Annotated in this window: 24 protein-coding genes and 1 tRNA gene; 9 read left to right on the forward strand and 16 right to left on the reverse strand. The window is 69.8% G+C overall.

The window, feature by feature from the left end; all coding sequences use genetic code 11:
- Positions 1–460: 460 nt before the first annotated feature.
- The gene (locus tag ACWEVS_RS02615) at positions 461–859 is read left to right on the forward strand and encodes a hypothetical protein (RefSeq protein WP_449917592.1); all 399 of its coding nucleotides are present in this window, start codon (positions 461–463) and stop codon (positions 857–859) included.
- A 47-nt stretch (positions 860–906) separates the two neighbouring features.
- Entirely contained in the window at positions 907–1131 is a 225-nt protein-coding gene (locus ACWEVS_RS02620; protein WP_354905965.1) for a hypothetical protein, read from the forward strand.
- Here the strand turns inward: ACWEVS_RS02620 and ACWEVS_RS02625 are convergent.
- The 4 genes from ACWEVS_RS02625 to ACWEVS_RS02640 all read right to left on the reverse strand — a co-directional run bounded on the left by ACWEVS_RS02625 (position 1128) and on the right by ACWEVS_RS02640 (position 5850).
- Positions 1128–1796 (reverse strand): response regulator, encoded by a 669-nt coding sequence (locus ACWEVS_RS02625; protein WP_449917596.1) that lies wholly within the window; start codon positions 1794–1796, stop codon positions 1128–1130. The genes ACWEVS_RS02620 and ACWEVS_RS02625 overlap by 4 nt on opposite strands.
- The gene (locus tag ACWEVS_RS02630) at positions 1793–4255 is read right to left on the reverse strand and encodes a DUF4118 domain-containing protein (RefSeq protein ID WP_449917599.1); all 2463 of its coding nucleotides are present in this window, start codon (positions 4253–4255) and stop codon (positions 1793–1795) included. Before ACWEVS_RS02630 ends, ACWEVS_RS02625 begins: the two co-directional genes overlap by 4 nt.
- Before the next feature lie 9 nt (positions 4256–4264).
- Positions 4265–5008 carry a globin domain-containing protein gene (locus ACWEVS_RS02635; protein ID WP_452549593.1) on the reverse strand — a complete coding sequence of 248 codons (744 nt, stop codon included), beginning with the start codon at positions 5006–5008 and terminating at the stop codon, positions 4265–4267.
- A 263-nt stretch (positions 5009–5271) separates the two neighbouring features.
- Entirely contained in the window at positions 5272–5850 is a 579-nt protein-coding gene (locus tag ACWEVS_RS02640) for a DUF1707 SHOCT-like domain-containing protein (RefSeq protein WP_449917601.1), read from the reverse strand.
- Between the two features lie 184 nt (positions 5851–6034).
- On the opposite strand from ACWEVS_RS02640, the gene ACWEVS_RS02645 reads away from it, so the two are divergent.
- Entirely contained in the window at positions 6035–6424 is a 390-nt protein-coding gene (locus ACWEVS_RS02645) for a hypothetical protein (protein ID WP_452549595.1), read from the forward strand.
- A 60-nt stretch (positions 6425–6484) separates the two neighbouring features.
- On the opposite strand, the gene ACWEVS_RS02650 is transcribed toward ACWEVS_RS02645, so the two are convergent.
- The 5 genes from ACWEVS_RS02650 to ACWEVS_RS02670 all read right to left on the reverse strand — a co-directional run bounded on the left by ACWEVS_RS02650 (position 6485) and on the right by ACWEVS_RS02670 (position 12209).
- Positions 6485–6558, reverse strand: a tRNA-Met gene (locus ACWEVS_RS02650).
- 45 nt (positions 6559–6603) lie between these two features.
- Positions 6604–9513, reverse strand: coding sequence for a UPF0182 family membrane protein (locus ACWEVS_RS02655; protein WP_449917605.1), 2910 nt, complete (start codon positions 9511–9513; stop codon positions 6604–6606).
- A 143-nt stretch (positions 9514–9656) separates the two neighbouring features.
- Positions 9657–10703, reverse strand: coding sequence for a YlbL family protein (locus ACWEVS_RS02660; protein ID WP_452549597.1), 1047 nt, complete (start codon positions 10701–10703; stop codon positions 9657–9659).
- Positions 10704–10713: 10 nt separating this feature from the next.
- Positions 10714–11139: a molybdenum cofactor biosynthesis protein MoaE gene (locus ACWEVS_RS02665; protein WP_354905988.1), complete on the reverse strand. Its 426-nt coding sequence runs from the start codon at positions 11137–11139 to the stop codon at positions 10714–10716.
- Positions 11136–12209, reverse strand: coding sequence for an NAD-dependent epimerase/dehydratase family protein (locus ACWEVS_RS02670; protein ID WP_449918632.1), 1074 nt, complete (start codon positions 12207–12209; stop codon positions 11136–11138). Before ACWEVS_RS02670 ends, ACWEVS_RS02665 begins: the two co-directional genes overlap by 4 nt.
- A gap of 79 nt (positions 12210–12288) precedes the next feature.
- Between ACWEVS_RS02670 and ACWEVS_RS02675 the strand changes: the two genes are divergently transcribed.
- From ACWEVS_RS02675 to ACWEVS_RS02685, 3 genes are read left to right on the forward strand one after another with little or no spacing between them, the layout of a single operon-like run.
- A complete protein-coding gene (locus ACWEVS_RS02675; protein WP_452415920.1) occupies positions 12289–13536 on the forward strand; it encodes a zinc-dependent metalloprotease in 1248 nt (415 codons plus the stop codon).
- The gene (locus ACWEVS_RS02680) at positions 13533–14093 is read left to right on the forward strand and encodes an NUDIX hydrolase (RefSeq protein WP_452415919.1); all 561 of its coding nucleotides are present in this window, start codon (positions 13533–13535) and stop codon (positions 14091–14093) included. Before ACWEVS_RS02675 ends, ACWEVS_RS02680 begins: the two co-directional genes overlap by 4 nt.
- Before the next feature lie 29 nt (positions 14094–14122).
- Complete coding sequence (locus ACWEVS_RS02685) at positions 14123–15091, forward strand: endonuclease/exonuclease/phosphatase family protein (RefSeq protein WP_452549891.1); 969 nt, start codon at positions 14123–14125, stop codon at positions 15089–15091.
- Here ACWEVS_RS02685 and ACWEVS_RS02690 read toward each other — a convergent pair.
- From ACWEVS_RS02690 to ACWEVS_RS02700, 3 genes are all read right to left on the reverse strand, one after another.
- Positions 15078–15653: a DUF2064 domain-containing protein gene (locus ACWEVS_RS02690; RefSeq protein WP_449917612.1), complete on the reverse strand. Its 576-nt coding sequence runs from the start codon at positions 15651–15653 to the stop codon at positions 15078–15080. The genes ACWEVS_RS02685 and ACWEVS_RS02690 overlap by 14 nt on opposite strands.
- Positions 15650–16165: a M48 metallopeptidase family protein gene (locus tag ACWEVS_RS02695; RefSeq protein WP_354905949.1), complete on the reverse strand. Its 516-nt coding sequence runs from the start codon at positions 16163–16165 to the stop codon at positions 15650–15652. The genes ACWEVS_RS02690 and ACWEVS_RS02695 overlap by 4 nt, the downstream gene beginning before the upstream one ends.
- 69 nt (positions 16166–16234) lie before the next feature.
- Positions 16235–17017, reverse strand: coding sequence for an enoyl-CoA hydratase/isomerase family protein (locus ACWEVS_RS02700; RefSeq protein ID WP_452549599.1), 783 nt, complete (start codon positions 17015–17017; stop codon positions 16235–16237).
- Positions 17018–17120: 103 nt separating this feature from the next.
- Here ACWEVS_RS02700 and ACWEVS_RS02705 point away from each other — a divergent pair, with 103 nt between their 5' ends.
- Positions 17121–18566, forward strand: coding sequence for a ThiF family adenylyltransferase (locus ACWEVS_RS02705; protein WP_452549600.1), 1446 nt, complete (start codon positions 17121–17123; stop codon positions 18564–18566).
- A gap of 83 nt (positions 18567–18649) precedes the next feature.
- Positions 18650–19969 (forward strand): ABC1 kinase family protein, encoded by a 1320-nt coding sequence (locus ACWEVS_RS02710; protein ID WP_452549602.1) that lies wholly within the window; start codon positions 18650–18652, stop codon positions 19967–19969.
- Between the two features lie 839 nt (positions 19970–20808).
- Here the strand turns inward: ACWEVS_RS02710 and ACWEVS_RS02715 are convergent.
- From ACWEVS_RS02715 to ACWEVS_RS02730, 4 genes are all read right to left on the reverse strand, one after another.
- Positions 20809–20973, reverse strand: coding sequence for a hypothetical protein (locus ACWEVS_RS02715; protein ID WP_354905944.1), 165 nt, complete (start codon positions 20971–20973; stop codon positions 20809–20811).
- A 70-nt stretch (positions 20974–21043) separates the two neighbouring features.
- The gene (locus ACWEVS_RS02720) at positions 21044–21313 is read right to left on the reverse strand and encodes a WhiB family transcriptional regulator (RefSeq protein ID WP_449917625.1); all 270 of its coding nucleotides are present in this window, start codon (positions 21311–21313) and stop codon (positions 21044–21046) included.
- 483 nt (positions 21314–21796) lie between these two features.
- Positions 21797–22669: an acyl-CoA thioesterase gene (locus ACWEVS_RS02725; protein WP_449917627.1), complete on the reverse strand. Its 873-nt coding sequence runs from the start codon at positions 22667–22669 to the stop codon at positions 21797–21799.
- A gap of 420 nt (positions 22670–23089) precedes the next feature.
- On the reverse strand, positions 23090–25141 hold the full coding sequence (locus ACWEVS_RS02730; RefSeq protein ID WP_452549604.1) for an ATP-dependent DNA helicase UvrD2: 2052 nt from the start codon (positions 25139–25141) through the stop codon (positions 23090–23092).
- Between the two features lie 148 nt (positions 25142–25289).
- Between ACWEVS_RS02730 and ACWEVS_RS02735 the strand changes: the two genes are divergently transcribed.
- Positions 25290–26171, forward strand: a complete 882-nt coding sequence (locus ACWEVS_RS02735) for an alpha/beta hydrolase (RefSeq protein ID WP_449917632.1) — start codon at positions 25290–25292, stop codon at positions 26169–26171.
- The last annotated feature ends 63 nt before the right edge of the window (positions 26172–26234 follow it).

The raw sequence follows: 26234 nt of genomic DNA on the forward strand, positions 1-26234 counted from the left end.
TATTTTCATGCACTGGCTTTTAACACACTGTTGAGTTCTCAAGAAACGGACGCGTTCACCGTCAACCACCCGGCCGCACTCGCTTCGTTCGTTGTGTCTCCATTCTTTCAGCCCCCGCGATCCGAGTCAAATTGACTCTTTTCGCGAAACCTGCCGAGAATTTCGACCGCCCCTTTCAGGGCAACCCCTTGAACCTACCAGCCGATCCGGACAGATGCGAACCAACCGGGCAGGTGATCAAGGTGTTGGGGTGTTCGCGCCGCACTCCAGCGGAGCGGGGCGACAACTCAAACTCTAGCAGGACTCCGGAGGCACTTCACGCCACTCAGGCAACCTTGCGGTCATTCCCACCCCACCGACTCGCCAAACCTCCGCGCCTCGCAACCAGATGGCAAGCCATCCGCAACCGCCTCCCGGTACGAAGTACGCACGAGCTTCTGCGCCCGTGGAGGTGCCCACCATGACCCGCTCGGAGTTTGACGACATCCGCGCCGCGATCGCCGACGAGAGCAATCGCGCCAGCGACCTGCTCAGGATCGCCGGCACGCTGCTCGACGACCTCGAGCACGTTCGCATGCGCGAAGCCGCCCTGCGGACGTACTACCTGCGCCTGCTGACCGCGGCCCGCGCCACGGTCGCCGCGGAGTCCGCCGGCGCGCCCGAGCCGCTGGTCTTCCTCAAGCACGAGCTCGACGCGCACGGCCAGCTGCCGGCCGATGACGAGACGGTCCTGCGCATCCTGTCCGACGCGCGCACCGCCGCCGCGCTGCTCGCCGCCCTCGACCAGCCCGTCGGGGCCAAGCGGACGGGGCTGCGACTGCGCCGCTGCGTCGGCAGCGGCCGTTCACTCCGCCGGTGAAACACGACACTCCGCATCAGTCGCCGCAGAGTGAGTATTCTGGTGCTATGAGTGATCAGCCGTACGAAATTTCCCACGACATGGGCGATGACGTGCAGGAATCCTCGATTGCCATGTACAAGGACAGCTACCCGCTGCGTCACCACATCGACGAGATCGACGACGAGTGCGCACGAGGGATCTTCCGGTGGATGAACGAGGAGGACAACCGCGTCACCGACGCCCATCCCGATCCTCTGGAGGAGCCGAGATCCTTCAACGAGGATCTCTAGGGTTGGAAGCGGTATCCCATCCCCGGCTCGGTCAGGAGGTGGACCGGGCGCGCAGGGTCGCGCTCGAGTTTCCGCCTGAGCTGGGCCATGTACTGGCGCAGGTAGTGCGTCTCCTTGAGGTAGGCGCTGCCCCACACCTCCGTCAGCACCTGCCGCTGGGTGACGAGCTTGCCGGGATGGCGTAGCAGCAGCTCGAGGAAGTGCCATTCGGTGGGCGTCAGCCGTATCCCACCGGAGATCGTCTTGGTCGCCAGGTCGACCTCGTGGTCGCCGATCCGCACGGACGGCGACTCGCCGGCGGACGCCTGCGTCCGCCGGGCGACCGCGCGGATGCGGGCGAGGAGCTCGTCGATGCTGAACGGCTTGGTCACGTAGTCGTCGGCGCCCGCGTCGAGGGCGTCGACCTTGTCATCGCTGCCCGCCCGGCCCGACAGGACGATGATGGGCACGCTCGTCCATCCGCGCAGCCCGTGGATGACCTCCACCCCGTCGAGGTCCGGCAGCCCGAGATCGAGGACGACCAGGTCGGGGTGCCAGTCGGCGGCCTGGCGCAGCGCCGACGTGCCGTCCTCCGCCACCGCGACCTCGTACTGCCTGGCCGCCAGGTTGATCCGCAGGGCGCGCAGTAGTTGCGGCTCGTCGTCGACCACCAGCACGCGGATCATGCGACCGCTTTCAGAGAGACGATCATGGTGAGTCCTCCTCCTGGTGTCTCCTCCGGCACCAGCGTGCCGCCCATGGCTTCGGTCAGCCCGCGCGAGAGGGCGAGCCCGAGCCCGACCCCCGTGTGGTTGTCGCGGTCGCCCAGCCGCTGGAACGGCAGGAACACCCGTTCCTGTGCCTCGGGAGGGATGCCGGGGCCGCGGTCGATGATCCTGATCTCGACGGTGGACTCGTAGGAACTGGCCGTCACCAGCACGGGACTGTATCTGACGCCGTTGCCCATCAGGTTGACCAGTACCCGCTCGAGCAGCACGGGATCGGCCATGATGTCGGGCAGGTCGGCGGGCAGGTCGACGCGCACCCGGTCGCCCACGTCGGCCGTGGCATGGGAGACGACCTCCTCCACGGCCACGTGCTGCAGCGCGACCCCGAGCACGCCTGCCTGCAGGCGGCTCATGTCGAGGAGGTTCTCCACCAGCCGGTGCAGCTTCACCAGCGACTCGTCGGCCGTGGCCAGCAGCTCCCGCCGGTCTTCCTGGCTCCAGTCGACCTCGGCGCTGCGCAGGCTCTCCACGGCCGCCTTCGCCGACGCGAGGGGTGTGCGCAGGTCGTGGCTGACCGCCGCGAGCAGGGCGGTGCGCATCCTGTCGGCCTCGGCCAGCGGGCGCGCCGCCTCCGCCTCCTTCCGCAGCCGCTCGTGGCGCAGCGCCACCGCGGCCTCCGCGGCGAACGCCTCCAGCACGCGCCGGTCGGCGGCGTCCAGCAGCCTTCCCCGTACGGCGAGCACCAGGTCCTCGTCGATCACGACGTCCGTGTCACCCGTTCCCGGCGCGGTGCACGGCGGGCCGCCCGCCATCGACACGATCCGCCAGCCGTCCCCCGTCCGCTCCAGCAGCGTGACCGAGGTCAGCCCGTAGATCTCGCGCAGCCGTTCGAGCAGCGGCTCGCCCCGCAGGACCTGCCCCGCCAGCGTGGAGAGCACCTCGGCCGCGGCGCCGGACCCGGCCGCCTCCCTGGTACGGCGGGCCGCCAGGTCGACCACCGTGCTGACCATCGCCGCCACGAGCACGAAGATGACCAGCGCGAGCAGGTTCTCCGGCGCGTGGATCGTCAACGTGTGCAGGGGCGGCGTGAAGAACCAGTTGAGCAGGCCGAACCCGACGACCGCCGCGGTCAGCGCGGGCCACGTCCCGCCGACCAGCGCGACGCCCACGACCATGAGGAAGAACAGCAGGATGTGGGTGGTCAGCGTCAGGCCGCCGTCGAAGGGCAGCAGCACCGCCGTGAGCAGCGGCATGCCCAGCAGCGCCATGGCCCAGCCCGCCAGCCGGCGCCTGCGGGTGAGCGCGGCGCGCCCGGTCGACTCCCTGCCGGCGCCGTGTGCCGCCTCGTGCATGACCAGGTGCACGTCGATCGAGCCCGACCGGGCCGTGGTCGTCAGGCCCACGCCGAGGGAGAGCAGTCGCGCCAGCCTGCCCCTGCGGGAGGCGCCGAGGACGAGCTGGGTGGCGTTGACGCCGCCGGCGAAGTCGAGCAGCGCGCGCGGGACGTCGTCGCCGACCACCTGGTGGTAGCTGCCGCCGAGGCTTTCGACCAGCGCCCGCTGTTTGGCGAGGCCGGCCGGGTCGGCGCTGCCGACCAGGCCGTCGCCCCTGGTCACGTGGACGGCCATCAGGTCGGCGCCCTTGGTGCGCGCCGCGATGCGGGCGGCCCGCCTGATGAGGGTCTCGCCTTCGGCGCCGCCGGTCAGCGCCACGACCACGCGTTCGCGGGCCTCCCAGGTGCCGGAGATGCCGTGGTCGGCGCGGTAGCGGTCGAGCTGCTCGTCGACCTTGCCCGCCACCCACAGCAGGGCCAGCTCGCGCAGCGCGGTCAGGTTGCCGACGCGGAAGTAGTTGGCGAGGGCGGCGTCGACGTCCTCGGGCGCGTAGACGTTGCCGTGGGCCATCCGCCTTCTGAGGGCCTCGGGTGACATGTCGACCAGCTCGATCTGGTCGGCTCGCCGTACGACCTCGTCGGGCACGGTCTCGCGCTGCGGCACGCCGGTGATCTGCCGCACGACGTCGTTGAGCGACTCCAGGTGCTGGATGTTCACGGTCGAGATGACGTCGATGCCCGCGTCGAGGACCTCGTCGATGTCCTGCCAGCGCTTGGCGTTGCGGGAGCCGGGCACGTTGGTGTGGGCCAGCTCGTCGATCAGCGCGACCTTCGGCTTGCGGGCGATGACAGCGTCGACGTCGAGCTCGGTGAAGTCGGCGCCACGGTGGCGCAGGTGCTTGCGGGGGAGGATGTCGAGACCGTCGAGCAGTTCGGCGGTGCGTGTGCGGCCGTGGGTCTCGACGAGACCCACCGCCACGTCCTTACCTCGGGCGGCGGCCCTGCGGCCCTCGCCGAGCATCGCGTAGGTCTTGCCCACACCGGGGGCCGCGCCCAGATAGATCCGCAACCTCCCCCTGCCCATGGCTCCAGACTAGGGCTTGTACGGTGGCCTGCTCCCCCAGTCCCACCTGGGCACGGGCTCCTCGCGGGGCGCCTGCGCGCGCGGACCGGAGAAGTAGAGCGCCAGGCGCGTGCCCCACTCGACGTAGCCGGCGAACGCCGCCCTGAACTCCGCGTCACGCGGCAGGCCCACCTCGTCGGCCGCGTCCATGAGCAGGTTCACCCAGCGGCGGCGCTGCTGTTCGGTGATGCCCTTGCCGAGGTGCTTGGAGACCATGTGCGTGTGGCCGCCGCGCTCGCGCGTGTAGGAGTCGGGGCCGCCGAAGACCTCGCCCAGCCACATCGCCACGTACTTCGGGTGCCCGGGGTCCATGGCCGCGAACAACGGCCCGACCAGCTCGTCCTTCTCCACCTTCGCGTAGAAGGTCGCGGTGAGCCGTTCGAACGCCTCCGCGCCGCCCGCCCACTCGTACAGGGTGGGCTCGGTCTTGGTGATGACCTGCTCGTAGTGCCGCATCTCCTCGATGTTCGACACATATGGCTTGATCTCCGCGAAGAATGCCGCGAAGTGGTCGCTCTTTCTGAAACCCTCCAGGTGTCCCTCCGCGGAGGTCCACTCGATGCGCAGGATGTAGCACTCCGGCTCGTCGACGCAACGGGAGAGCTCGTAGTCCAGGCACTGCGGCGACTCGCCGAGAGGGACGACGGCCCGCCGGTAGGCGGCCTCGAAGCCGTCCGCGTCGGGAACACGATAGCGAATGTACTCTACGATCACGTAATTATGTAATCACCATGCGAGCTTCTTCACAAGCATGGAATATCTTGACTTATCCGGTCACACTCGGTCTGTGGATCCGCTCCTTTCCTGGCTCATCAGCGCGCTCCTCCAGTTCGTGATCGTCTATTTCGCCGTACGGCTGGCGCTGAAGCATGACCGCGACAGCCGCAGCAGCCCGTGACGCAGATCGGCCGGACGCCTCGACGCGGCCGACAGGACCACCAGCCGCCGACCTGCGCACGACGCAGGAGGTTTCGCCTTTATGCCCGCGACGTGACGTTCGTCCCCGGTGGCCTGCGGTAGCGGATCCAGACGTCCCCGCTGTCGAGGTGGCCCGTCATCCGCAGCACCACCCCGTCCTGCGCGGGCGGCTCGGGCGGCTTGTTGTGGACGTGCCCTGAGCGGGTCGTCACCTCGTCGGTGCGCACCCACCAGCCCCTCGGCACGACGATCCAGATGTCGCCGAACAGCGAGTCGCACCGGACGTCCATGGACACCTCGCGGTGCGGGCACGTCGCGCGCATGAAGTTGATCCGCACCGTGCCCCACCCGCACGCGACCTCGATGCGCGGCGGCACCACCCAGTGGCCGACCTGCTTGACGCTCCTGGCCCACCCCGTGGACAGTCGCAGCACCTCGGGGACCTCGAACCGGTCGGGGTCGGGCAGGTCGGCGACGATGCCGTCGAGCTCGCCGCAGGTCTGGGCGGCGTAGGCGCGGTCGAGACGGTCGTTGAGCTCCTCGGTGCCGATGCGCCCGTCGCCGACCGCGAACCGAAGGATCCGCGCCACCCGATCCCTGTCGCTGTCGCCGGCGCGGAGCCTCGCCCGATCCGTCATGCCTTCACAGTAGTGATCGACGTCACTCCGGGCCAGAGCCGATGATCGGCCGCGCTCGACGCCGCCCCAATGAGGGCACCCGATGCCGCGAACAGGCTGCAAGCTGCACGAAAGGAGCCTAAAAGGCGAAACGGCTAGAAAGGTGCATGAATCACTACAAAACTCATGTGATCGGAGCCATTTGATGATCAACATCAAGCGAGCCCTCGCCGTCAGCGCGATCGCCGCCTCAGCCCTGGCCGTTCCTGTGACGCTGGCGGGCAGCCCCGCCGGCGCCACCACGACCAAGGCAGGCGTCCAGTCCGTCACAACGGATGCCACGTCCCACCCGTGCACACGTAGACACAGTGACCGACCCTGCGGCAAGCACGAGACCGTCAAGCCGCCAGCCAACCCCGCCCTGCCCGAATGCGCCCGCCCCGAGAACCAGACGCACAACAACGACCCCTGCAACCCCGGCCCCATCGGCAACACCGATCCAGGCGGCACGAACGATCAGCTGCCCGAATGCGCCCGCCCCGAGAACCAGACCCACAACAACGACCCGTGCAACCCCGGCCCCATCGGCAACTGAAACCGTCTCCGGGCACGGAAAAGGCCCTCAGGGACGATCTCCCTGAGGGCCTTTCACTAGTAGCGGGGGCAGGATTTGAACCTGCGACCTCTGGGTTATGAGCCCAGCGAGCTACCGAACTGCTCCACCCCGCGTCGGCGTGTGTCTAAAGACTATCGGCGACGCGGGACTCGTGCAAATCAAGAACTCGGCGTGGGCGAGGGCGTCGGGGAGCCGGTCGGCGAGGGCGTCGGGCTCGTGGTGGGCGTGGGAGTGGGCGACGGCTGGACGGTGACGTTGCGGCCGAGGGCGTTGAGCGCGTCCTGCAGGCGCTTCTGCGCCTCGCCGTACTTCACCCAGTCGGGCGGCGAGCTGGCCAGCGCCTTGTTGGCGTCGTCGTAGGCCTTCTGGGCGTCGGAGATCAGCTTGGCGGTCGCCGAGGCGTCGGCAGGCTGCCCCGTCTGCTGCTGCTCCTGGCCGGTCTGCTGCTGGGCCGCCTTGCCGCTGAAGACCTGCTCGAGGGCGTCCTTCAGGGTGTTGCCCGAGCCGACCGTGCTGCCGTAGGCCACCAGGACCCGCTTCAGGATCGGGAACGGCTCCTGGCCGGCGGCGGCCGCCGTCTGGACGTAGACGGGCTCGATGTAGACCAGCCCGTCGGCGAAGGGCAGCGTGAGCAGGTTGCCGTAGCGGACCGTCGCGTTGCCCAGGCCGAGCAGGTTGAGCTCGCCGGAGAACTTGTTCTGGAAGTTGTTCTGCGCCTGTCCGGGGCCCGGGATCGAGGTGTTGGACGGCATGCGCAGGATGCGCAGCTTGCCGTACTCGGGACCGGCGGTCGCGTCGACCGCCATGAAGGCCGCCAGGTTGGGACCCTGGCGCGGGACGAAGGTCGTCGTCAGCGAGAACGACGGCGACTGCTTCGGCATCGTGGTGGTCAGGTAGTACGGCGGCTGCTTGACGTCCCTGTCGCCCTGCGAGGGGTCGAAGGGGACGTTCCAGAAGTCCTGGCCGCTGTAGAAGGCGTTGGCGTCCTCGATGTGGTACTGCGACAGGATGTCGCGCTGCACCTTGAACAGATCCTCGGGGTAGCGGATGTGGTCCTTGAGGCTCTGGCTCATCTTGGCGGCCGGCTGGATGACGCCGGGGAACGCCTTGCTCCACGTCTGCAGGATCGGGTCCTTGGGGTCCCAGGCGTAGAGGGTGACCGTGCCGTCGTAGGCGTCGACGGTGGCCTTGACCGAGTTGCGGATGTAGTTGATCTGGTCGCGGGGCTGCGGGGCGACCACACCGCGCAGGGTCGTGGTGTCCTCGGTCATCGACGCCAGCGACTTGCTCTGTGAGTACGGGTAGTCGTTGGACAGCGTGTAGGCGTCGACGATCCACGTGATGCGCCCGTCGACGATCGCCGGGTAGGGGTTGCCGTCCAGCGTCAGGAACGGCGCCACCTTGGCGACGCGGTCACGCGGGTTGCGCTCGTAGAGGATCTTGGAGTTGTCGTTGATGTCGCTCGACAGCAGGATGTTCTTCTCGCCGTACTTGGCCGCGTAGACCAGGCGGTTGAAGAACGAGCCGACCGGCACGCCGCCCTGGCCCGTGTAGGTGGTGTTGGCCTGGCCGGTGCCGCCGCTCTCGGGGAAGTCGAGCTCCTGGCCCTGGCCCGCCTCGCCCTTGGGGCCGCCCGCGATGACGTACTCGGTGTCCATCTGCTCACCGAAGTAGACGCGCGGCTCCTTGAGGGTCTCGCCGAGCGAGCCGATGACCGGCATGTCCTTGGCGTCGAAGTTGGGCAGGCCCTCGGAGTCGACCTCGTTGCCAGGGGCGGCGACGAAGCCGTAGCCGTGGGTGTAGACGAGATGCTTGTTGATCCAGTTGTTCTGCTGGGCGGGCGGGCCCGTCAGCTCGCGCACCGCGACGACGTGGTCGCGGGGCACGGGCCCGACGCCCTTGTAGCGGTCGACGTCGAGCTGGGTGGGGAAGTCGTAGAAGCCGCGGATGCGCTGCTTCTGCTGGTAGGTCTTGGCGACCAGGTTGGGGTCGAGCAGCCGGACGCCCGACACGGAGACGTCGCCGTCGGCGGTCACCTTGCTGGGGTCGGACTGCGCGGAGTAGGGGATGACCTCGCTGCCCGCCACGCCGTAGGCGTCGCGGGTGGCCGCGATGTTCCGGCCGATGTAGGTCGCCTCACGCTGCTGCTGGTTGGGCTTGACCTGGAACTGCTCGACCAGCGCCGGGTAGACGCCGCCGATCAGGATGGCCGACAGGACCAGCAGGCCGAAGGAGACGCCGGGAAGCATGCCGCCGGGCCGTACGACGCCGGCGAAGAACAGCGCGGCGCAGATCAGCGCGATGATCGCGAGGATCGTCTTGGCCGGCAGGACGGCGCTGACGTCGGTGTAGGAGGCGCCGTTGACGAAACCCCGGTCGGAGAAGACCAGGCCGTAGCGGTCGACCCAGTAGGCGACCGCCTTCAGCAGCACGAAGACGCCCAGAAGCACCGACAGGTGCACGCGGGCGGCGCGGGAGGCGTGGACGCCGGGCGACTGCAGCCGGAACCCGCCGTACAGGTAGTGCGTGATCGCCGCCATGATGATCGCGATGATCACCGCGGTGAACAGGAAGTTCAGCACCATCCTGATGAACGGGTAGTCGAAGGTGAAGAAGGAGATGTCCAGGTTGAACAGCGCGTCGGTCTTGCCGAACCGGGTGCCGTTGGCGTACTGGAGCCACGTCTTCCACTGCCCGGCGAACGACGAGCCCGCGAACAGCGCGAGCACGGCCATGCCGATGATGAAGATCAGCTTGCGGTGGGGGTCGAGCGCCAGCCGGTAGCGGTCAGCGCCGCTGCCCCCGCCGAACATGGCGGGACCGAACATCGGACGCATCCTGAAGGCCAGCAGCATGTTGCCGCCGACGATGCCTGCCATCAGCAGCGCGCCCACCACGAACAGCCCGATCTCGGTCAGCAGCACACCCGAGAACACGGAGGTGGCCTTGACGGAGTCGAACCAGAGGTAGTCGGTGTAGATGCCCGAGAACAGGAAGAAGAACGCCACGATCGCCACCAACGCGATCGCGACGGGAAGAAGCAGTCGCGGTCGGCGGGGCAAACGCATCCCCCGACCGGGTCCTGGGGTCCGGAATGCCAAGGCCAACCCCTCGTCGTGATGAACAAACGGTCCGTGATTGGCAACCTACACCGGCTCGGGAGAGCTGACGAAGGATGCCGTACGGCTAACGCTCGAGGACCCGGGAAAGTTCACCCCGCGGAGCAGGAAGGCACCTCGCCCTTGCCCGACCTGATCGCGTCGAGCGCCTGCATCGCGCCGTGGAGCGTCTCCGCCTTCACCAGCCGCAGCCCGTCGGGGGCCGCCTTGACGGCCTCGGCGCAGTTGTCGGCCGGGGTGAGGAAGACCGTCGCGCCGGAGTTCTTGGCGCCGACCATCTTCTGCGCAATGCCGCCGATGCCGCCGACCTTGCCGTCGGGGGTGATGGTGCCGGTGCCGGCGATCGACTTGCCGCCGGTCAGCTCGCCAGGGGTGAGCTTGTCGATGATGCCGAGGGCGAACATCATGCCGGCGCTCGGCCCGCCGACGTCGCCGACGCTGATGCTCACCTTGAACGGGAACTTGTACCTGGCCTGCATGACGATGCCGACCATCGCGGTGCCCTGCTTACCGGCGACGGAGGTGACGGTGACGTCCTGCGGCTTGCCGTCCCTGACGACGCCGAAGACGATCTCGTCGCCCGGCTTGTGCGCCTTGACGGCCGCGGCGACCTGGTCGACCGCGGTGACCGGCTTGCCGTCGACGGTGCGGATCTCGTCGGACGGCTTGAGCCTGCCCGCCGCCGGCGCGGTCTTCTCCACCGACAGGACGGTGGGCACCATGGAATAGTCGATCTTCAACTCGGTCAGGGCCGCGGCGGTCGCGTTGTCCTGCGAGTTGGTCATCTCCGCGGTGTTCTCCTGCTCGACCTCCTCGGCCGTCTGCTCGCGCGGGAAGATCGACTCCTCGGGAACGACGGCGGCGGTGGGGTCGACCCAGCCGCGCAGCGCGGTCAGCAGGTCGGGTCTGGCCTGGGGACCACCCTGGTAGGAGACCGTGACGAGGCTCAGCGTGCCGCTCGTCGGGTAGGTCTGCCGGTCGCTGATCGTGATGACCGGCTTGTTGTCGACGGAGCCGATCGTGTTCTCGGTGGGCCCCGGGCTCAGCACGACGTACGGCACCGTCACCCAGGCGCCGGAGATGCCGAGTGCGAGCACCAGGAAACCGGCCACCAGCAGGGTGAGTGCGCGTCGTGACATGGCCATGAGCTTATTCGCAGGCGCCGACCCACTCGGCCGACCCGTCGGCGAACACCTGGTGTTTCCAGATGGGCACCTCGGCCTTCAGGTCGTCGATCAGCCTGCGGGACGCCGCGAACGCCTCCGCCCGGTGCGGGCACGCCACCGCGACGATCACCGCGATGTCGCCCAGCTCCAGGTCGCCGACCCGGTGGACGGCCGCGAGCGCCGTCACGGGGAAGTCGGCGGCCACCTTCTCGGCCACGCGCCTCAGCTCGTCGACCGCGCCGGGGTGGGCGGAGTACGACAGCCGCGTCACCGCCTTGCCGTGGTCCTGCTCGCGGACGGTGCCGACGAACAGCGCGGTGCCGCCGGCGGCGTGGGAGCCCACGGCGGTGAACACCTCCTCGACCGACAGCGGGGTGTCGCGAATGTCCAGCAACCGAATCACGCTCAGAGCCTACGCTTCTTTCGCACCTGCCTGACGATGGCCGCGGTGCCGATCACCGCGACGGTGGCGCCGGCCGCGGTGAGCGTGGCCTCCTTGACCGGCAGTCGCCTGCCGACCACGGTGGTCCTGTTCTCGCGCAGCTCCAGCAACTGCTCCAGCGCGGCCTCGTTGGTCCACGCGGGCTTCCAGCCCGCCTGGCGCAGGCTCGCGCAGTCGACCACCCAGGGGTAGACGACGTAGTGGAGGTCCGTCGCGGGGGCCGGGGTGATGCCGAGGCGGTGCAGGCGCTGCGCCGTACCGAAGGTGATGCCGGCGGGCAGCTCGAAGCCGCGGATGCCGGACAGCTCCTCGACCTTCTCGTGCTCCAGCCAGCCCTCGGAGCCGACGGCGACCACGCCGGTGACCAGGCCCCTGGCGGCCAGTTCCAGGGCCGAGACCAGGTCGTCGACGTGGCAGAACTGCCAGCGCGGCGAGCAGCCCTTGACCTTGAGCAGCCGGGGCGACTCGAAGTGCCTGGTGATGACGGTGTCGATGCCGGGCCCGACGATCGCGGCGGGGCGCAGCACGGTCACCTCGAGCCCCGGATGGCTGCGCGAGGCCCTGCGCACCAGCGCCTCGATCTCGAGGTGGTCGCCGACCACGCCGGTGTCGGGCTCGGCGGCGACCGCGGCGTCTTCGGCCAGTGGCACCTCGTTGTCGGGCGCCGCGCCGTAGACCATGGCGCTGGTGACCAGCACCACACGGCGCACGCGCGCGGCCGCGCTGGCGGTCAGCACCGTCTGGGCGGCGCGCAGGTTGTAGGCGCGCCGCTCGGCGGGATCGGAGTCGAGCCCGTAGTCACCGGCCAGGTGAACCAGCACGTCGATGTCGGAGATCCGGTTCGCCAAGAGCGGATCTCGCACGTCGATCACCCGCCAGGTGACGTCCTGGACGTCGCCGCGCTCCTCGTCGATGGCCACCACCCTGCGGAAATCCGCGTTGGTGGCGAGCTTCGCGACGAGCTCGCGGCCGATGCCTGAGGACGCGCCGGTGACGGCGACGACTGGTTGGCGCGGGCGTTTCGAGGTAGGCACCAGGTCCTCACTTTGCACTGATCCGCCGCAGGACGACTAACGTGGCGGTTGTGGACTCCTCCATCCTGCACGAGGTAACGCGGTGACTGACCTGCCAGGTCGCGAAAACGACCCCAACGACAACCCGTTCGCCATGTTCGGCAACCCTGAGCAGATGGCTCAGGCGATGCGCCAGTTCGCCGACATGCTCTCGGCGCCGCAGGGCTCAGGCCCTGTCAACTGGGACATGGCCAAGAACATCGCCCGCCACGCGGTGGTCGCGGACGGCGATCCGAGCGTGATGGAGGGTGAACGCCGCCAGATCGTCGACGCTCTCCAGCTCGCCGACCTGTGGCTGAACGAGGCCACCGCGCTGCCCAGCGGGGTGGCCAACCCGCAGGCGTGGAGCCGTTCGGAGTGGATCGAGAACACGATCCCCGTCTGGCGCAAGCTGTGCGAGCCGATCGCCGAGCGCATGGTCGAGACCATGGGCGGCACGATCGGCGGCGCCGACCTGCCGCCGGAGGCCCAGCAGATGGCCGCCCAGCTCGGCCCACTCATGGGCATGATGAAGCAGATGGGCGGCATGATGGTCGGCCAGCAGATCGGCCAGGCCATCGGCTCGCTGGCGCGCGAGGTGATCGGCACGACCGACATCGGCCTGCCGCTGTCCGACACCGCCGCGCTGCTGCCCGGCGGCATCGCCGCCTTCAGCAGCGGCCTGGAGCTGCCCTCCGACGAGATCAGGCTCTACCTGGCGCTGCGCGAGGCCGCCCACCACCGGCTGTTCCAGCACGTGCCGTGGCTGCGCGCGCACCTGCTCGGCGCGGTCGAGGAGTACGCCAGAGGCATCACGCTCGACACCTCCGCCCTGGAGGAGCAGATCCGCGGCCTCGACATCAGCAACCCGCAGGCCCTCCAGGAGGCGCTGAGCGGCGGCGCGCTGCTCAAGCCCGAGGAGACCGAGCGGCAGAAGGCCGCCGTGGCGCGGCTGGAGACCATGCTGGCGCTGGTCGAGGGCTGGGTCGCGACCGTGGTCGACGCCGCCGCCGAGGGCAAGCTGCCGTCCGCGGGCGCGCTGGCCGAGACGGTACGGCGGCGCCGCGCGACGGGCGGGCCCGCCGAGACGACGTTCGGCACGCTCGTCGGCCTGGAGCTGCGGCCCAGGCGGCTGCGCGAGGCCGCGGCGCTGTGGCAGGCGGTGGTCGCCGACCGGGGGATCGACGGGCGCGACGCGATCTGGGCGCACCCCGACCTCATGCCGACGGCCGACGACCTCGACGCTCCCGACACCTTCGTGAAGGGCGAGGCGGCCTGGGACATCTCCAAGCTCGAGGACGGCGACGCTTGACCCTCCACCGCGACGCGGTAGCCGTACTCACGGGCTGGAAGGCCCCCACGGAAGCCGAGGAGGAGCTCAGGCGCGAGTTCCTCGAACACCTGCGGCGGCATCCCGACGCCATGACCCGCGGCTGCGCGCCCGGGCACCTGACGGGCACCACCGCCGTGCTGTCGCACGACGGCGCCCACGTGCTGCTCACGCTGCACCCGAAGGCGGGCATGTGGCTGCCGATGGGCGGCCACTGCGAGTCCTACGACGGCTCGCTGGCCGGGGTCGCGCTGCGCGAGGCCACGGAGGAGTCGGGGATCGCGGGCCTCCGGTTGCTGCCCGGGCCGCTCGCGCTCGACCGGCACAAGGTGTGGTGCCACCCGCCGCACAGCTGGCACCTCGACGTGGAGTACGCGGCCGTCGCCCCCGAGGGAGCCGAGGCGGTGATGAGCGACGAGTCGCTCGACCTGCGGTGGTTCCCCGTGGACGACATCCCCGAGCTGTCCGACGAGGCCACGAGGCTGCTGGCCAGGCGGGGCCGCGACGTTCTCACGGCGACTTCACGCCCCCTCGGTTAGAGTCCCCTCACACAGGGGGTTATGTGGACATGGTCGGCGGCTCGATCGTGACGCCCGCGCGTCGCGCCTTCCCGTTCAGGACACTCGCGTGGATCGCGGTCATCCCCTTCCTCCTGTGGGCGGCTGCCCGGGTCGGCGGGCTCGAACAAGGCTCGATCACCACGCAGCTCATGACGGCCACGCCGTACGCGGCCGCGGGTTCCGTGGTCCCGCTCCTGCTCGCGCTGGCCTCCCGCAACCGCGCGGCCTGCGCGGTCGCCCTGGTCACGACGGCCGCCCTTGGCTTCAGCGTGCTGCCCAGGGCTCTCGGTACGGCGGACGCCACCGCGGGCAGGCCGCTCAGGGTGCTCACCCTGAACCTGTTGTTCGGCGAGGCGGAGGCGGCACCGGTGGTCGAGCTGGTGCGGCGGCTGAACCCCGACGTCCTGTCCACGCAGGAGCTCACGCCCGACGCGGTCGAGCGGCTCGACGCGGCGGGGTTGAAGGACGTGATGCCGTACCGGGTGCTGGAGGCCGAGTACGGCCCGGGCGGCAGCGGCCTCTACGCGAAGTACCCGCTGACGCAGGTGTGGGACCAGGCTCCGCCGATCGGCAACAACATGCCGCTGGCCGTGCTGGCCTTGCCCGGCGGCAAGCCCGTCCAGCTGATGGCCGTGCATCCCGTTCCGCCGCTCGGCCCGCAGGTCCGGGATTGGAACGCTGCACTGCGGGCACTGCCCGCCGCCTCGGGCGACGTGGTGCGGGTGCTGGCGGGCGACTTCAACGCCAGTCTCGACCACGCGGCGATGCGCGAGCTGCTCGGGCGGGGCTACAAGGACGCGGCCGACGAGGTCGGCCGGGGTCTGGTGCCGACGTGGCCGGCCAACAAGCGGATCCCGCCGGTCATCACGATCGACCACGTGCTCGTCGACTCGCGGGCGGGCGTGCGCGAGGTCAGCGTGCACACCATGCCGGGCACCGATCACCGGGCGGTCTTCGCCGGTCTCACCGTGCCGTGAGTGCCCTGGTGTTGTCCCAGCCCTCCAGGCCGGGGTCGAGGCGGTCGAGGTCCGCTCTGGTGCGCAGGCGGTGCCAGCCGGGGGTGGTGGCGACCATGCGGCGGCCGGGGGCCTGGGCGCGCAGCTGCTTCACCGGGTCGTCGGCGTCGAGGTCGGGGTCGGCCCAGCCGGGGAAGGGAAGAGTGGCCGCTACGGCGACGGCGCCGCCCTGCTCGGCGGGGCAGACGGTCAGCGCGGCCCGGCCGAGTTCGCGGAACAACTTTCCGATGAGCAGGGGCGGGAGATCGGGGGCGTCTCCACTCACAATCGCCGCTTGATCAGCATTTATCGCCTTGAAGATGTCCTTCAGCGGCGTGTCCTCATTTATCTGGATAATGTCCGTGCCGGGCCACAAAAGATGATCCAAAGCGGGAACGCTCGTGACGAGGACCGGTGTGACGAGTTCGAGGCCCGCGACGATCTCGTAGGTGTCCTCGACTATGGCTTCCAGGAACTCGCGAGGATCGCCGGGCGCGGCATTCGCCATGCTTTGCCGTACCAGAACGGCGACGACTCGGGTCAACACTCCTCCGGTGTGGTGCTGGCGGCGGCGGAGAAACCTTCGAGGAAGCCGCGCGCCCGCTCCGCCTTGGGATACTGTTCGACCAGTGCCCAGAAATCGGGCCCGTGGCTCGGCACCAGCAGGTGCACGAGTTCGTGGATGATGACGTAGTTGATGACCCACTCGGGCAGCCCCCTGAGCCGGGTCGAGATCCTGATCGTGCCGCTGTCGGGGGTGCACGAGCCCCACCTGTGCTGCTGGTTGTCGACCCAGCGGACGCTCACCGGCTGCGCCTTGCCGTCGAGGTACCTCGCCGACAGCTCGACGGCCTTCTCGAGCAGTCCTTCGTCCGTCGGACGTCGCCGTTGCTCCTTGGCCGCCAGCCGATCGAGCATCCGGCTCACCCATTCGTCCGCGTCCTCGCCGCTCAGCCACGCGGGCAGGAGCACGATCGTCTTGTCGCCGTCGCGGTACGCGGAGACCGTACGCCGGCGACGAGAACTTCGACGGACCTCGACTCTCTCGGGGGACACATATGCACGTTAGCCGACGATGGCGAAATTCCACAGGGGGTGAGCCGCTGTTTTCGCTGGTCAGCATGATTAAGAGCCGGTGAATTTGGGCACCCGCCTTTCCCGATGCGCGGCGAGGCCTTCAAGCATGTCGTTCGAGGTCATCGTGACCGGCTGGGCCAGCGCCTCCCATTTGAGCGCTTCATCGAGGTCATTGTGTGCGGTCTTGAGGGCGATTTTGGTCAGCCGCGTCGCGATCGGAGCGTTCGCCGCGACGCTTCTCGCGATCTCGAGAGTTTCCCGGAGAAGATCCGCCGTCGGGAACGCGCGGTTGATGAGCCCTTCGCGCGCGGCCTCCGCGCCGCTGATGGTCCTGCCGGTCAGCAGGAGTTCCCGCGCGAGGTTGAGCCCTCCTCTGCTCGGCAGCAGATACGTGGCGGCCATGCCGGGGTGCAGGCCGAGCGTGGTGAACGGGGCCAGGAGCTTGGCGTCGTCGGCGGCGTAGACGAGATCGCACGCCAGCGCCACGCACAGGCCCGCGCCGACGGCTGGGCCGTTGACCGCGGCGATCGTGGGGATCTCCAGCTGGGCGATCGACAGCCAGGTGCGGTAGAAGGCGAGCATCCGGTCGCGGAGCGCGGGAACCGTCTCGTCGCCCCGCTCGGCCAGCCATGACAGGTCGCCGCCCGAGGAGAAGGCGCTGCCCTCGCCGGTGACCACCACGCAGCGGGCGTCCCTGTCGGCGGCGAGCGCGGCGACCGTCTCCGCCCATGCGGCGGTCATGCCGTCGGTCATGGAGTTGCGGCGGTCAGGGCGGTTGAGGGTGAGCAGGACGACGCCGTCGTCGTGCCGGTCGATCAAGAGCTCGTTCATTGGGAGAGAGTATCCACAGCCGTCCGCGGGCCCGGCGCCGGTTATCCACAGGCGGCGGGAAACCCCTCCACGATCATGCTCCCCGGTGGGAATCTTGCGCGCCATGAGGCCACGTGTGAAACCCGTCCTGCGCCGGATCCTCCGCGACGAGCGCACCCTCCAGTTCGGCGTGCATCCGCGCAGCGCCGTCCTGGTGAGCGATCTCGCGCCGTCGGTGAAGCGGTGGCTCGACCGGCTCGACGGGACGAGGGAGATCGAACAGGTGCTGCGGGAGGCGGCCACGGCGGGGCTGTCGCAGGAGGGCGCCCGGTCGCTGCTCGACACGCTCACGGCCAGAGGGGTGCTCGACGACGCGGCCGTGCGGCCGTCGCCGCTGGCGCGGCTCACGCTCGCCGAGCGCGACCGGCTGCGGCCCGACCTCGACGCGCTGGACGTGGCCGCCACGACGCCCGGCGGCGCGCTGGCGACGATGCGGGGGCGGCGTGAGGCACGCGTGCGGGTCTACGGCGCGGGGCGGGTGGGGGCGCAGATCGTCGCGCTGCTGGCGGCCTCGGGGGTGGGGCAGCTGCGGGTGATCGACCCGGAGCCGGCCCGGCCGGAGGATCTGGTGCCGGGCGGGCTCGGCTGGACGGAGCTGGGGATGCCGCGGGAGGCGGGCGCGGTCGCCGTGGCCAGGCGGATCACCGCCGGGCGTGCCTGTGTCCCCGTGCCTGCGGTGGCTCCCGTCGACTGCGGCTGCGCTTCGGGAGTGATCGCTTCGGACGCCGGAGCGATGGCTTCGGATGTGGGGGCGCGCGGCACGGAGGGGCGCGGCACGGGAGCGCCGGGGGCCTCTTCCGGACGCGGCCCGAGGGCGGGTGAGTCGGGGAGGCGCGGCCCGGAATCCCCGGTGCAGGCGGGGGCACGTCGGACCGCAGTGTGCGCGTGTGGGCAGGGGTTGTCGGCCGGTGCGAGGGCGCATGAGGCGGAGTCCTCGGCCGGTGCGAGGGCGCATGCGGCGGAGTCCTCGGCGGGTGTGGGGGTGTGCGAGGTGGAGTCCTCGGTGGATGCCCGCGCGGGCGGGCCGCACCTGTCCGACGGCTCGCAGCGGCCGGATCTCGTCGTGCTGGCGCCCGTCGGGCCACTCGACGCGGTGCTGGTGTCCGAACTGGTCGCCATGAGGATCCCGCACCTGCTCGCGGCCGCCTTCGAGGGTCACGGCTCCGTCGGTCCTTTGGTACTGCCGGGCGAGACCTCGTGCCTGCACTGCCTGGACCTCGCGCGGCGCGACCGTGACCCTGCGTGGCCGATCGTCACCGCCCGGCTCGGCGGATTCCCCGCCGGTGAGATCGCCTGCGGTTCCGCACTGTCCTCGCTGGTCGCCGCAGCGGCGACCGGCCATGCGCTTGCTCACATCGACGGCCGGAGCAGCGCTGTGACAAACGGCACAATGGATGTTTTGCCTGATTGGCGGTGGAAGCGCCGATCCTGGACAGTGCATCCACAATGTCGTTGCTGGCGAAACGACCTAGGTGCGCTAACAATGGTCGAGCCGGGCTCTTGCCATTGACGGGCCACACGCAAGGCCTGGCGCCCCATCAGGCCGGGACCACGAAGGGGGGAAGCGCCGTCCCAACAGGGACGTCGCGCGTCATGGTGAGTGATCTTCCGCGCCGCGCCGTAGCGCGCTCCGCCAAGCTGGCGACCCTTCCGCTCGGGTTCGCCGGCCGTACCGTCATGGGCCTCGGCAAGCGGATCGGCGGACGGCCCGCCGAGCTGGTCGCCCAGGAGATCCAGCAGCGCACCGCCGAGCAGATCTTCAAGGTGCTGGGGGAGCTCAAGGGCGGGGCGATGAAGCTCGGCCAGGCGCTGTCCATCTTCGAGGCGGCGCTGCCGCCCGAGATCGTCGGCCCCTACCGCGCGACCCTCACCAAGCTGCAGGACTCCGCTCCCCCGCTGCCCGCCGCCACTGTCCACCAGGTGCTGACCGAGCAGCTGGGCGACGACTGGCGCGACCACTTCCGGTCCTTCGACGACCGGCCGACCGCCGCCGCCTCGATCGGGCAGGTCCACAAGGCGGTCTGGCACGACGGCAGGACGGTCGCCGTCAAGATCCAGTATCCCGGCGCGGGCAAGGCGCTGCTCGGCGACTTCGCCCAGATGGCCCGCCTCGGCAAGCTGTTCGGGGCGCTGCTGCCCGGGCTCGACATCAAGGCCGTCCTGGCCGAGCTGCGCGAGCGCATCGCCGAGGAGCTCGACTACCTGCGCGAGGCCGAGGCGCAGCACACCTTCGCGCAGGCGTTCGCCGACGACTCCGACTTCTACGTGCCCGACGTCGTGGCGGCCAACGAGCAGGTGCTGGTCACCGAGTGGATGGACGGCACGCCGCTGTCACGCATCATCGCCGACGGCACCAAGGAGGAGCGCGACAAGGCGGGACTGCTGTTCGTGCGGTTCCTGTTCTGCTCCCCCGCCCGCGTCGCCATGCTCCACGCCGACCCGCACCCCGGCAACTTCCGCATGCTGCCGGACGGCAGGCTCGGCGTCCTCGACTTCGGCGCGGTCAACCGGATGCCTGACGGCTACCCCACGGTGTTCGGGCAGCTGACCCGCATCTTCAACCAGGGCGACATGGACGCGGTGGTCACCGGGCTGCGTGACGAGGGCTTCATCCAGGAGCACATCGAGATCGACGTCGAGGCGCTGCGCGGCTTCCTGGCCCCCTACGTGGAGCCGACAGCGGTCGAGGAGTTCACGTTCAGCAGGGAGTGGCTGCAGGCGCAGGCGGCCAGCGCCACCGACCTGCGCCCGACGAACGTGATCAGGCAGCTCAACCTGCCGGTCTCGTACGTGTTGATCCACCGGGTGCACGCGGCGGGGGTGGGGGTGCTGTGCCAGCTCGGCACGACGGCCCGCTTTCGAGACGAGGTCATCAGGTGGGTCCCGGGCTTCGCCGACGAGGCCGTCAGCTGACACCTGCCCGCCGTACTGGCCTGCCGGGCTTCACCGCACCCGTACTTGGGTCTCCCGACTCACCCCTGCCCGCGCGGGGGGCGACCCGCACCAGGGTTCACCCGCACCAGGACCGTCAGCTCCTCCCACCCCTCGCCGGCCCCATCCAACAGGGATCACTCCCTCACGGGCGGCCCGCTCCTCCGGCCGTCAACACCCCACCCGCCGGGCATCGGCCGCCCGCAAGGATCCATCCCCGGGCCGTCCTCCCGCTCCATCCGCGCGACGACCGGTCTCACCGACCCATCCACGCGACGACCGGTCTCACCGACCCATCCGCGCGAGGACCGGTCTCACCGACCCATCCGCGCGAGGACCGGTCTCACCGACGGTCACCGCGCTCCAGGCGGTCATTCGCCCCATCCGTGGGAGTTCGGCCGCTCACTGGGTTGACCCGCGCCCGAGGCCATCAGCCGACCCCGTCGACCGCCTGGGGTCACCCCAGGACCGGCGGCCCTCGGCCGACCCGGCCGTCGAGACCTCGCACGAGGAACCACTGACCCCTTCTGCGGCGGACCTCTCAGCCGTGCCCACCAGCCGCCCGAAATCAGCGCAGGACCGTCGGTCGCTCTCGACCCACCCTGGCCGAGCGACCACTGACAGCTCTTGATCCGCCATGAGGCCATCTCGTGGCGTGGCGCCGGCTGGCCGCTTTGCAGGAGGGGTCGGGTGGAGGTCAATGCCCGGAGGTCCGATGGGTGGGGCCCGGGACAGCCGAAAGGCCGGGTGCATCGTGTGCACCCGGCCTTTCACGTGAGGTCAGACCGTGAGATCCTCCGCCGGCGGCAGGATCTCACGACCTACCCCTGGGCGATGAGAGCCTTGCGCAGCCGGTCGTTGGCCCGCTGCAGGTCACGCCGCGCGCGCTGGACGCGCTTGAAGCGGGACACCATCCGGTACTCCTCGGCCTCCTTGTGGAGGGTTTGTATTCGGTCATTGACCAGTTCTTGATAGATATACGGCATTTCAAAGCTCCTACCAGGGATGATGCTCATCGGATGTCTCGGCTTTCTGTGGTGCGGTGAATGTGAGGTTTCAGGCAGCGACCGGGTGCTTGCGCGGACGCCCGCGAGGCCGCTTACGGGGAACGATCGTTCCCCGGAGGATGAGCTCGCCGCCCCAGACGCCCCACGGCTCCTCGCGCTCGAGCGCGCGGGCCAGGCAGGCCTTCTGGATGGGGCAGCCGCCGCAGAGCGTCTTCGCGAACTCGACGTCGTCGGGCGACTCGGCGAACCACAGGTCGGGGTCGGTACGACAGGGGATCTTGGCTTCGTCGATCAGGTCCATGATCGTCTGGGCCCCCATCTGCTGTCTCCTTCGGTTGTTCTTGGTCTGGTACCTCGTGGGTCGGGGGATCACGGACAAACAAGAAGGCCGCGGATCCTGTCTGCGGATCCGCGGCCTGGAGGCTTGACTGCCGGTCAGGTTATGACCGGGTCATCCCTCCAGGGTTGCGGACCGCGCAGTCCACCCTTGGTGATCTGAGGGGTCGGCACGTCGGCGCCCGCGACGTAGGCGGGGGCGCCCTGGGCAACGGCTGCGCCGTAGCCTGCGTGGAACACGAGCTGGCTACGGGCAGACTTGTCCCGTCGGACCTTGGCCAGGCCACTGGCGAGCCTGACCGAGTCACGGCATGCGGAAGCGAGCCACTGCGTGGCCGACATTTCAGTCATGTTCCTCACCGGGCTCACCTCCATCTGTGATCGTCGGACAGGACCGTCCGACTCGCTTGACCATGACCCTAAACCGGAAAGCCGGGAAGGGGCAACACATTTTCTACCTGCGGTGTTACGAGTCTGCCACGCGAATCATGCACTCCTGAACCACCGACACCGCCAGGTCTCCCGACGAGGTGAACATCTGACCCCTCGCCAGGCCGCGCGCCCCTCCGGACCATGGGGACTCCTGAGCGTAGAGCAGCCACTCGTCGGCCCTGAAGGGACGGTGGAACCACATGGCGTGGTCGAGCGAGGCGCCGCTGACGTTCGAGGCACCCCAGGCGAGTCCGTGAGCCAGGAGGACGGTGTCGACGAGCGTGAAGTCCGAGGCGTACGCGGCCAGGACGACGTGCAGCAGCGGGTCGTCAGGAAGGTCGGCGTCGTAGCGGAACCACACGTTGTTCTCGGCGCTGCGCAGCGACGGATCCTTGTAGGCCTCCCAGGTCAGCGGCGAGACGTAGCGGGCGTCGACCGGCCGGGGGCGGGCCAGCCACTCCTTCCACTGCGAGTCGTCGCCCACGAGCTCCAGCATGCGCGACTGGAACGTCGGCAACATCTCGGGCGCCTGGACCTGCGGCATCACCGCGGCCTGGTGGTGGACGCCCTCCTCGTGGATGTGGAACGAGGCGGACATCGTGAAGATCGCCTTGCCGTGCTGGACGGCGACGACCCGGCGGGTGGTGAAGGACCTGCCGTCCCTGACCCGCTCGACGTTGTAGACGATCGGGATCGACGGGTCGCCGGGGCGGATGAAGTAGGCGTGCAGGGAGTGCACGTTACGGTCCTTGGGGACGGTACGGCCCGCGGCGACGAGCGCCTGCGCCGCGACCTGGCCGCCGAAGACCCGTTGGATGCGCTCTTCGGGGCTCCGCCCGCGGAAGATGTCGAGCTCGATCTGCTCCAGGTCGAGCAGGTCGAGCAACTCCTTGAGCGCTTCGTTCACGATGGGTCCCTCCTATGGCTGAAGCCATCCCAACCTAGTGTGACGGGACCGGTGCCGTGGCAGTGCCCCGGGGCATCCCCCATCCCAACCCCATGCCTCGAACCGGCCTTCGCGACCGGACGGCGCCTTGGAGGCGCGGGACCGGCCTTCTCCTGTGGCGAAGGTCTCCCCAGGAGGCCGTCCACCCCTGAAGGCCCGAGTGACCTCAACCACGGAACCGACCGCCTCCTGCGGCGAACCTCCCCCTAGGAGGCCATCGGCACGCGCAGTCACCTCCTGCGGTGCAGGTCCGGCCCTGTGGGCGTACCAAGGGCGGAGGTGCGTGGCTCTCGGCGGGTGAGCGGCCTCCTGCGGGCGAGCCGCTGACCGTCTTGTGTGGGGAAGGTCACGGGACCGTCCGGGCGATGAGGTCAGGCGGGGTCAGGTGTGGGTGCGGCAGATGTCGAGGACGGCGGCGCCGTACCGGTCGAGTTTGACCTTCCCGATCCCCGCGATCGACAGCAGTTCCTGCTCGCTGCGCGGCGCCCGTTCGGCGATGGCCTGCAGGGTGACGTCGGTGAACACCACGTACGGCGGCACCTTCCCCTCCTTGGCCATCGCCGTGCGCCACGCCTTCAGCGCCTCCAGCAGCGCCTCGTCGTAGTCGGACGGGCAGGTCGCGCACCGGCCCAGCTTCTGCTCGGCCGCGGCCACCAGCGTCTTGCCGCACACCCGGCAGTTGACCGGCGCGGCGACCGAGCGGCGGGGCCCGGCGGTAGCCGTACCGGGGGATGAGGAGGAGCGAGGAGGCCGCCCGGTGAGGCCGTCGAGGAAACGGGAGGGGCGGCGGCCCTTGCGCCCGCCGGGTGCCCGGGCCAGGGCCCAGGACAGGCCGAGGTGCTCGCGGGCGCGGGTGATGCCGACGTAGAGGAGGCGGCGTTCCTCCTCGATCTGTTCGGGTGTCTCGGCGTAGATGATCGGCATCATCCCGTCGGTCAGCCCGACGAGGAACACCGCGTCCCATTCCAGACCCTTGGCCGCGTGGAGGGAGGCGAGGGTGACGCCCTCGACCGGCGGCGCGTGCTGTTCGGTGGCGCGGCGTTCGAGTTCGGTGACGAGGGCGGGCAGGTCGCCGCCCTCGGCGGCCATGTCCTCGGCCAGGTCGGCGAGGGCGCGCAGCGACTCCCACTCCTCGCGGGCCTTGCCGCCGCCGGGCGGGACGGGGGTGAGGCCGATGCCGCCCAGGATGCTGTGAACCTCCTGCGCCAGGGGCTCGCCCGAGGCGGAGCGGGCCGCGCCGCGCAGCAGGACCACCGCCCGCCGTACCTCGGGACGCTCGAAGAAGCGGTCGGCGCCGCGCACGAGGTACGGGATGCCGGCCTTGGCGAGGGCTTCCTCGTAGGCCTCGGACTGGGCGTTGACGCGGAACAGGACAGCGATCTCCCTGGGCGGCACCCCCTTGTCGATCAGTTTCCTGATCGCGCGGGCGATGCCGGCGGCCTCGGCGGGCTCGTCGTCGTGCTCGGTGAAGGTGGGCGCGGGCCCCTGGGGGCGCTGGGCGACGAGATCGAGGCGGTGGGGGCTCCTGGCCTTGGCGATCACGAGGTTGGCCAGGCCGACGACCTCGGGCGTGGAGCGGTAGTCGCGGACGAGCTTGATCACCGAGGCGTTCGGGTACTCCACGGCGAACCCGGTGAGGTAACGGGGGGTCGCGCCGGTGAAGGAGTAGATCGTCTGGTTGGGGTCGCCGACCACGCACAGGTCGTCGCGCCCGCCGAGCCAGGTGTCGAGCAGGAGCTTCTGCAGCGGGTTGACGTCCTGGTACTCGTCGACGACGAAGTAGCGGTACTGCTGGCGGATCTGGTGGGCGACGTCGGCGTGCTCGGTCATCACCGCGGCGGTCAGCTCGAGGATCGTCTCGAAGTCGACCAGGTGACGCTCACGGCGCAGCCGTTCGTAGGCCTCGTAGAGGGCGGCGATCTCGTCGGCGGCGGCGGGCGGTGAGCGGTGGGCCTTGGCCGCGGCGGCGACGTAGTCCTCAGGGCCGATCTGGGTGACCTTGGCCCACTCGATCTCCGATGCGATGTCGCGCAGCTCCGAGCGGTCGCGGCCGCGGCGGATCTGCCGGGAGGCCTCGACGAGCAGCGGCAGCTTCGACTCGATCACCGCCGGCGCGGATCCGCCGATCACCTTGGGCCAGAAGTAGGTGAGCTGGCGCAGCGCGGCGGCGTGGAAGGTGCGCGCCTGCACGCCCGGCGCGCCGAGCCGGCGCAGCCGCTGCCGCAGCTCGCCTGCCGCCCGTGTGGTGAAGGTCACCGCGAGCACGCCCTGCGCGTCGACCACCCCTGTGTGCACGGCGTGGGCGATGCGATGGGTGATCGCTCTGGTCTTGCCGGTGCCGGCCCCGGCGAGCACGCAGACCGGGCCGCGGACGGCCTCGGCCACGGCGCGCTGCTCAGGGTCGAGCCCGGCCAGAACGTCGTCGCCTGTCATCACATGAAACATCCTCGCAGCAGGTGGCGGGGGCCTGCGCCATTCTGGCAACATGCCGCCGTCACCTGTTTCTTCATCGCTGAGATGCGAAAAGTAGGTCATTTCCCCCACAATGGGGCCCGACCGAATCATGGGGAAAGGAAGGCCCGTGCGAGCTGCGGTGATCGCGAGTGTTCTCGCTGCCGTCGCGTTGATCCCAGGAGCGGCGCACGCGTCGAAGGATCCGTCCCCCTCGTACGGCGACGCGCTGGGCGGCACGACGTTCGAGACCGTCTCGTACGGCCCCGGCAAGCGCCAGGCCATGGACATCTGGTGGACGCCTGACTACTCCAAGCACCCCGCGGTCTTCCTCATCCACGGCGGCTGGTGGTCGGGCGGCGACAAGAAGTACATGACCGAGATCACCCGCAGCTACGTCGAGCTCGGCTACACGGTCTTCAACCTCAACTACCGGCTGTCCACCGAGGCGCCCTGGCCGGCGCAGCGCACCGACGCCTTCGACGCCATCGCCACCGCCCGCAGGCACGCCGAGCGCTGGAACTTCGACCCCAACAACTACGTGGTCGTCGGCTTCTCCGCGGGCGGCCACATCGCCGCCGCCGTCGGCACGTACGGCGACGGCACCCTCCAGGGCCTCAAGGGCGTCGTCGGCGTCTCGCCCGTGATCTCGCCGCTGCGCGCCTACACCGACGGCGCCGACTCCACCGACCCCAACCGCGTCAAGCTGCGCGACGCCGCCATCAGGCTGGCGGGCGGCTGCGAGCCCAAGGGCAAGTGCTCGCGCGTGTGGGCCTCGATGGAGGTGCCGTGGCACGCCAGCAAGAAGGACGCGCCGATGCTGACCGTGCACTCCGACGACGAGTTCGTGCCCGCGGCGCAGAGCCTGCTGCTGAAGGACATGCTCGGCCAGGTCGGGGTGAAGATGACGGTCTTCACCGAGCCCGGCATCTCGCACAGCGCGCCGCTGTACCGGGAGCCGGGGGTCGCCGAGCGCGTGCAGAAGTGGATCGAGGAGCGACTGTCGAGCTGACCCGGGGATTACCCGCGCCCTCCAGGTTGTTGCGCTCTTTGGCCTTCATTTGAACCCGGAAGG

The sequence above is a fragment of the Nonomuraea sp. NPDC003754 genome (assembly GCF_053605785.1).

Bases quoted from the DNA above. Each gene is read 5' to 3' on its own strand.
- ACWEVS_RS02615 (WP_449917592.1), top strand. From the start codon at position 461: ATGACCCGCTCGGAGTTTGACGACATCCGCGCCGCGATCGCCGACGAG.
- ACWEVS_RS02620 (WP_354905965.1), top strand. From the start codon at position 907: ATGAGTGATCAGCCGTACGAAATTTCCCACGACATGGGCGATGACGTG.
- ACWEVS_RS02625 (WP_449917596.1), bottom strand. From the start codon at position 1,796: ATGATCCGCGTGCTGGTGGTCGACGACGAGCCGCAACTACTGCGCGCC.
- ACWEVS_RS02630 (WP_449917599.1), bottom strand. From the start codon at position 4,255: ATGGGCAGGGGGAGGTTGCGGATCTATCTGGGCGCGGCCCCCGGTGTG.
- ACWEVS_RS02640 (WP_449917601.1), bottom strand. From the start codon at position 5,850: ATGACGGATCGGGCGAGGCTCCGCGCCGGCGACAGCGACAGGGATCGG.
- ACWEVS_RS02645 (WP_452549595.1), top strand. From the start codon at position 6,035: ATGATCAACATCAAGCGAGCCCTCGCCGTCAGCGCGATCGCCGCCTCA.
- ACWEVS_RS02655 (WP_449917605.1), bottom strand. From the start codon at position 9,513: ATGCGTTTGCCCCGCCGACCGCGACTGCTTCTTCCCGTCGCGATCGCG.
- ACWEVS_RS02660 (WP_452549597.1), bottom strand. From the start codon at position 10,703: ATGTCACGACGCGCACTCACCCTGCTGGTGGCCGGTTTCCTGGTGCTC.
- ACWEVS_RS02685 (WP_452549891.1), top strand. From the start codon at position 14,123: ATGGTCGGCGGCTCGATCGTGACGCCCGCGCGTCGCGCCTTCCCGTTC.
- ACWEVS_RS02700 (WP_452549599.1), bottom strand. From the start codon at position 17,017: ATGAACGAGCTCTTGATCGACCGGCACGACGACGGCGTCGTCCTGCTC.
- ACWEVS_RS02705 (WP_452549600.1), top strand. From the start codon at position 17,121: ATGAGGCCACGTGTGAAACCCGTCCTGCGCCGGATCCTCCGCGACGAG.
- ACWEVS_RS02710 (WP_452549602.1), top strand. From the start codon at position 18,650: ATGGTGAGTGATCTTCCGCGCCGCGCCGTAGCGCGCTCCGCCAAGCTG.
- ACWEVS_RS02715 (WP_354905944.1), bottom strand. From the start codon at position 20,973: ATGCCGTATATCTATCAAGAACTGGTCAATGACCGAATACAAACCCTC.
- ACWEVS_RS02720 (WP_449917625.1), bottom strand. From the start codon at position 21,313: ATGGGGGCCCAGACGATCATGGACCTGATCGACGAAGCCAAGATCCCC.
- ACWEVS_RS02730 (WP_452549604.1), bottom strand. From the start codon at position 25,141: ATGACAGGCGACGACGTTCTGGCCGGGCTCGACCCTGAGCAGCGCGCC.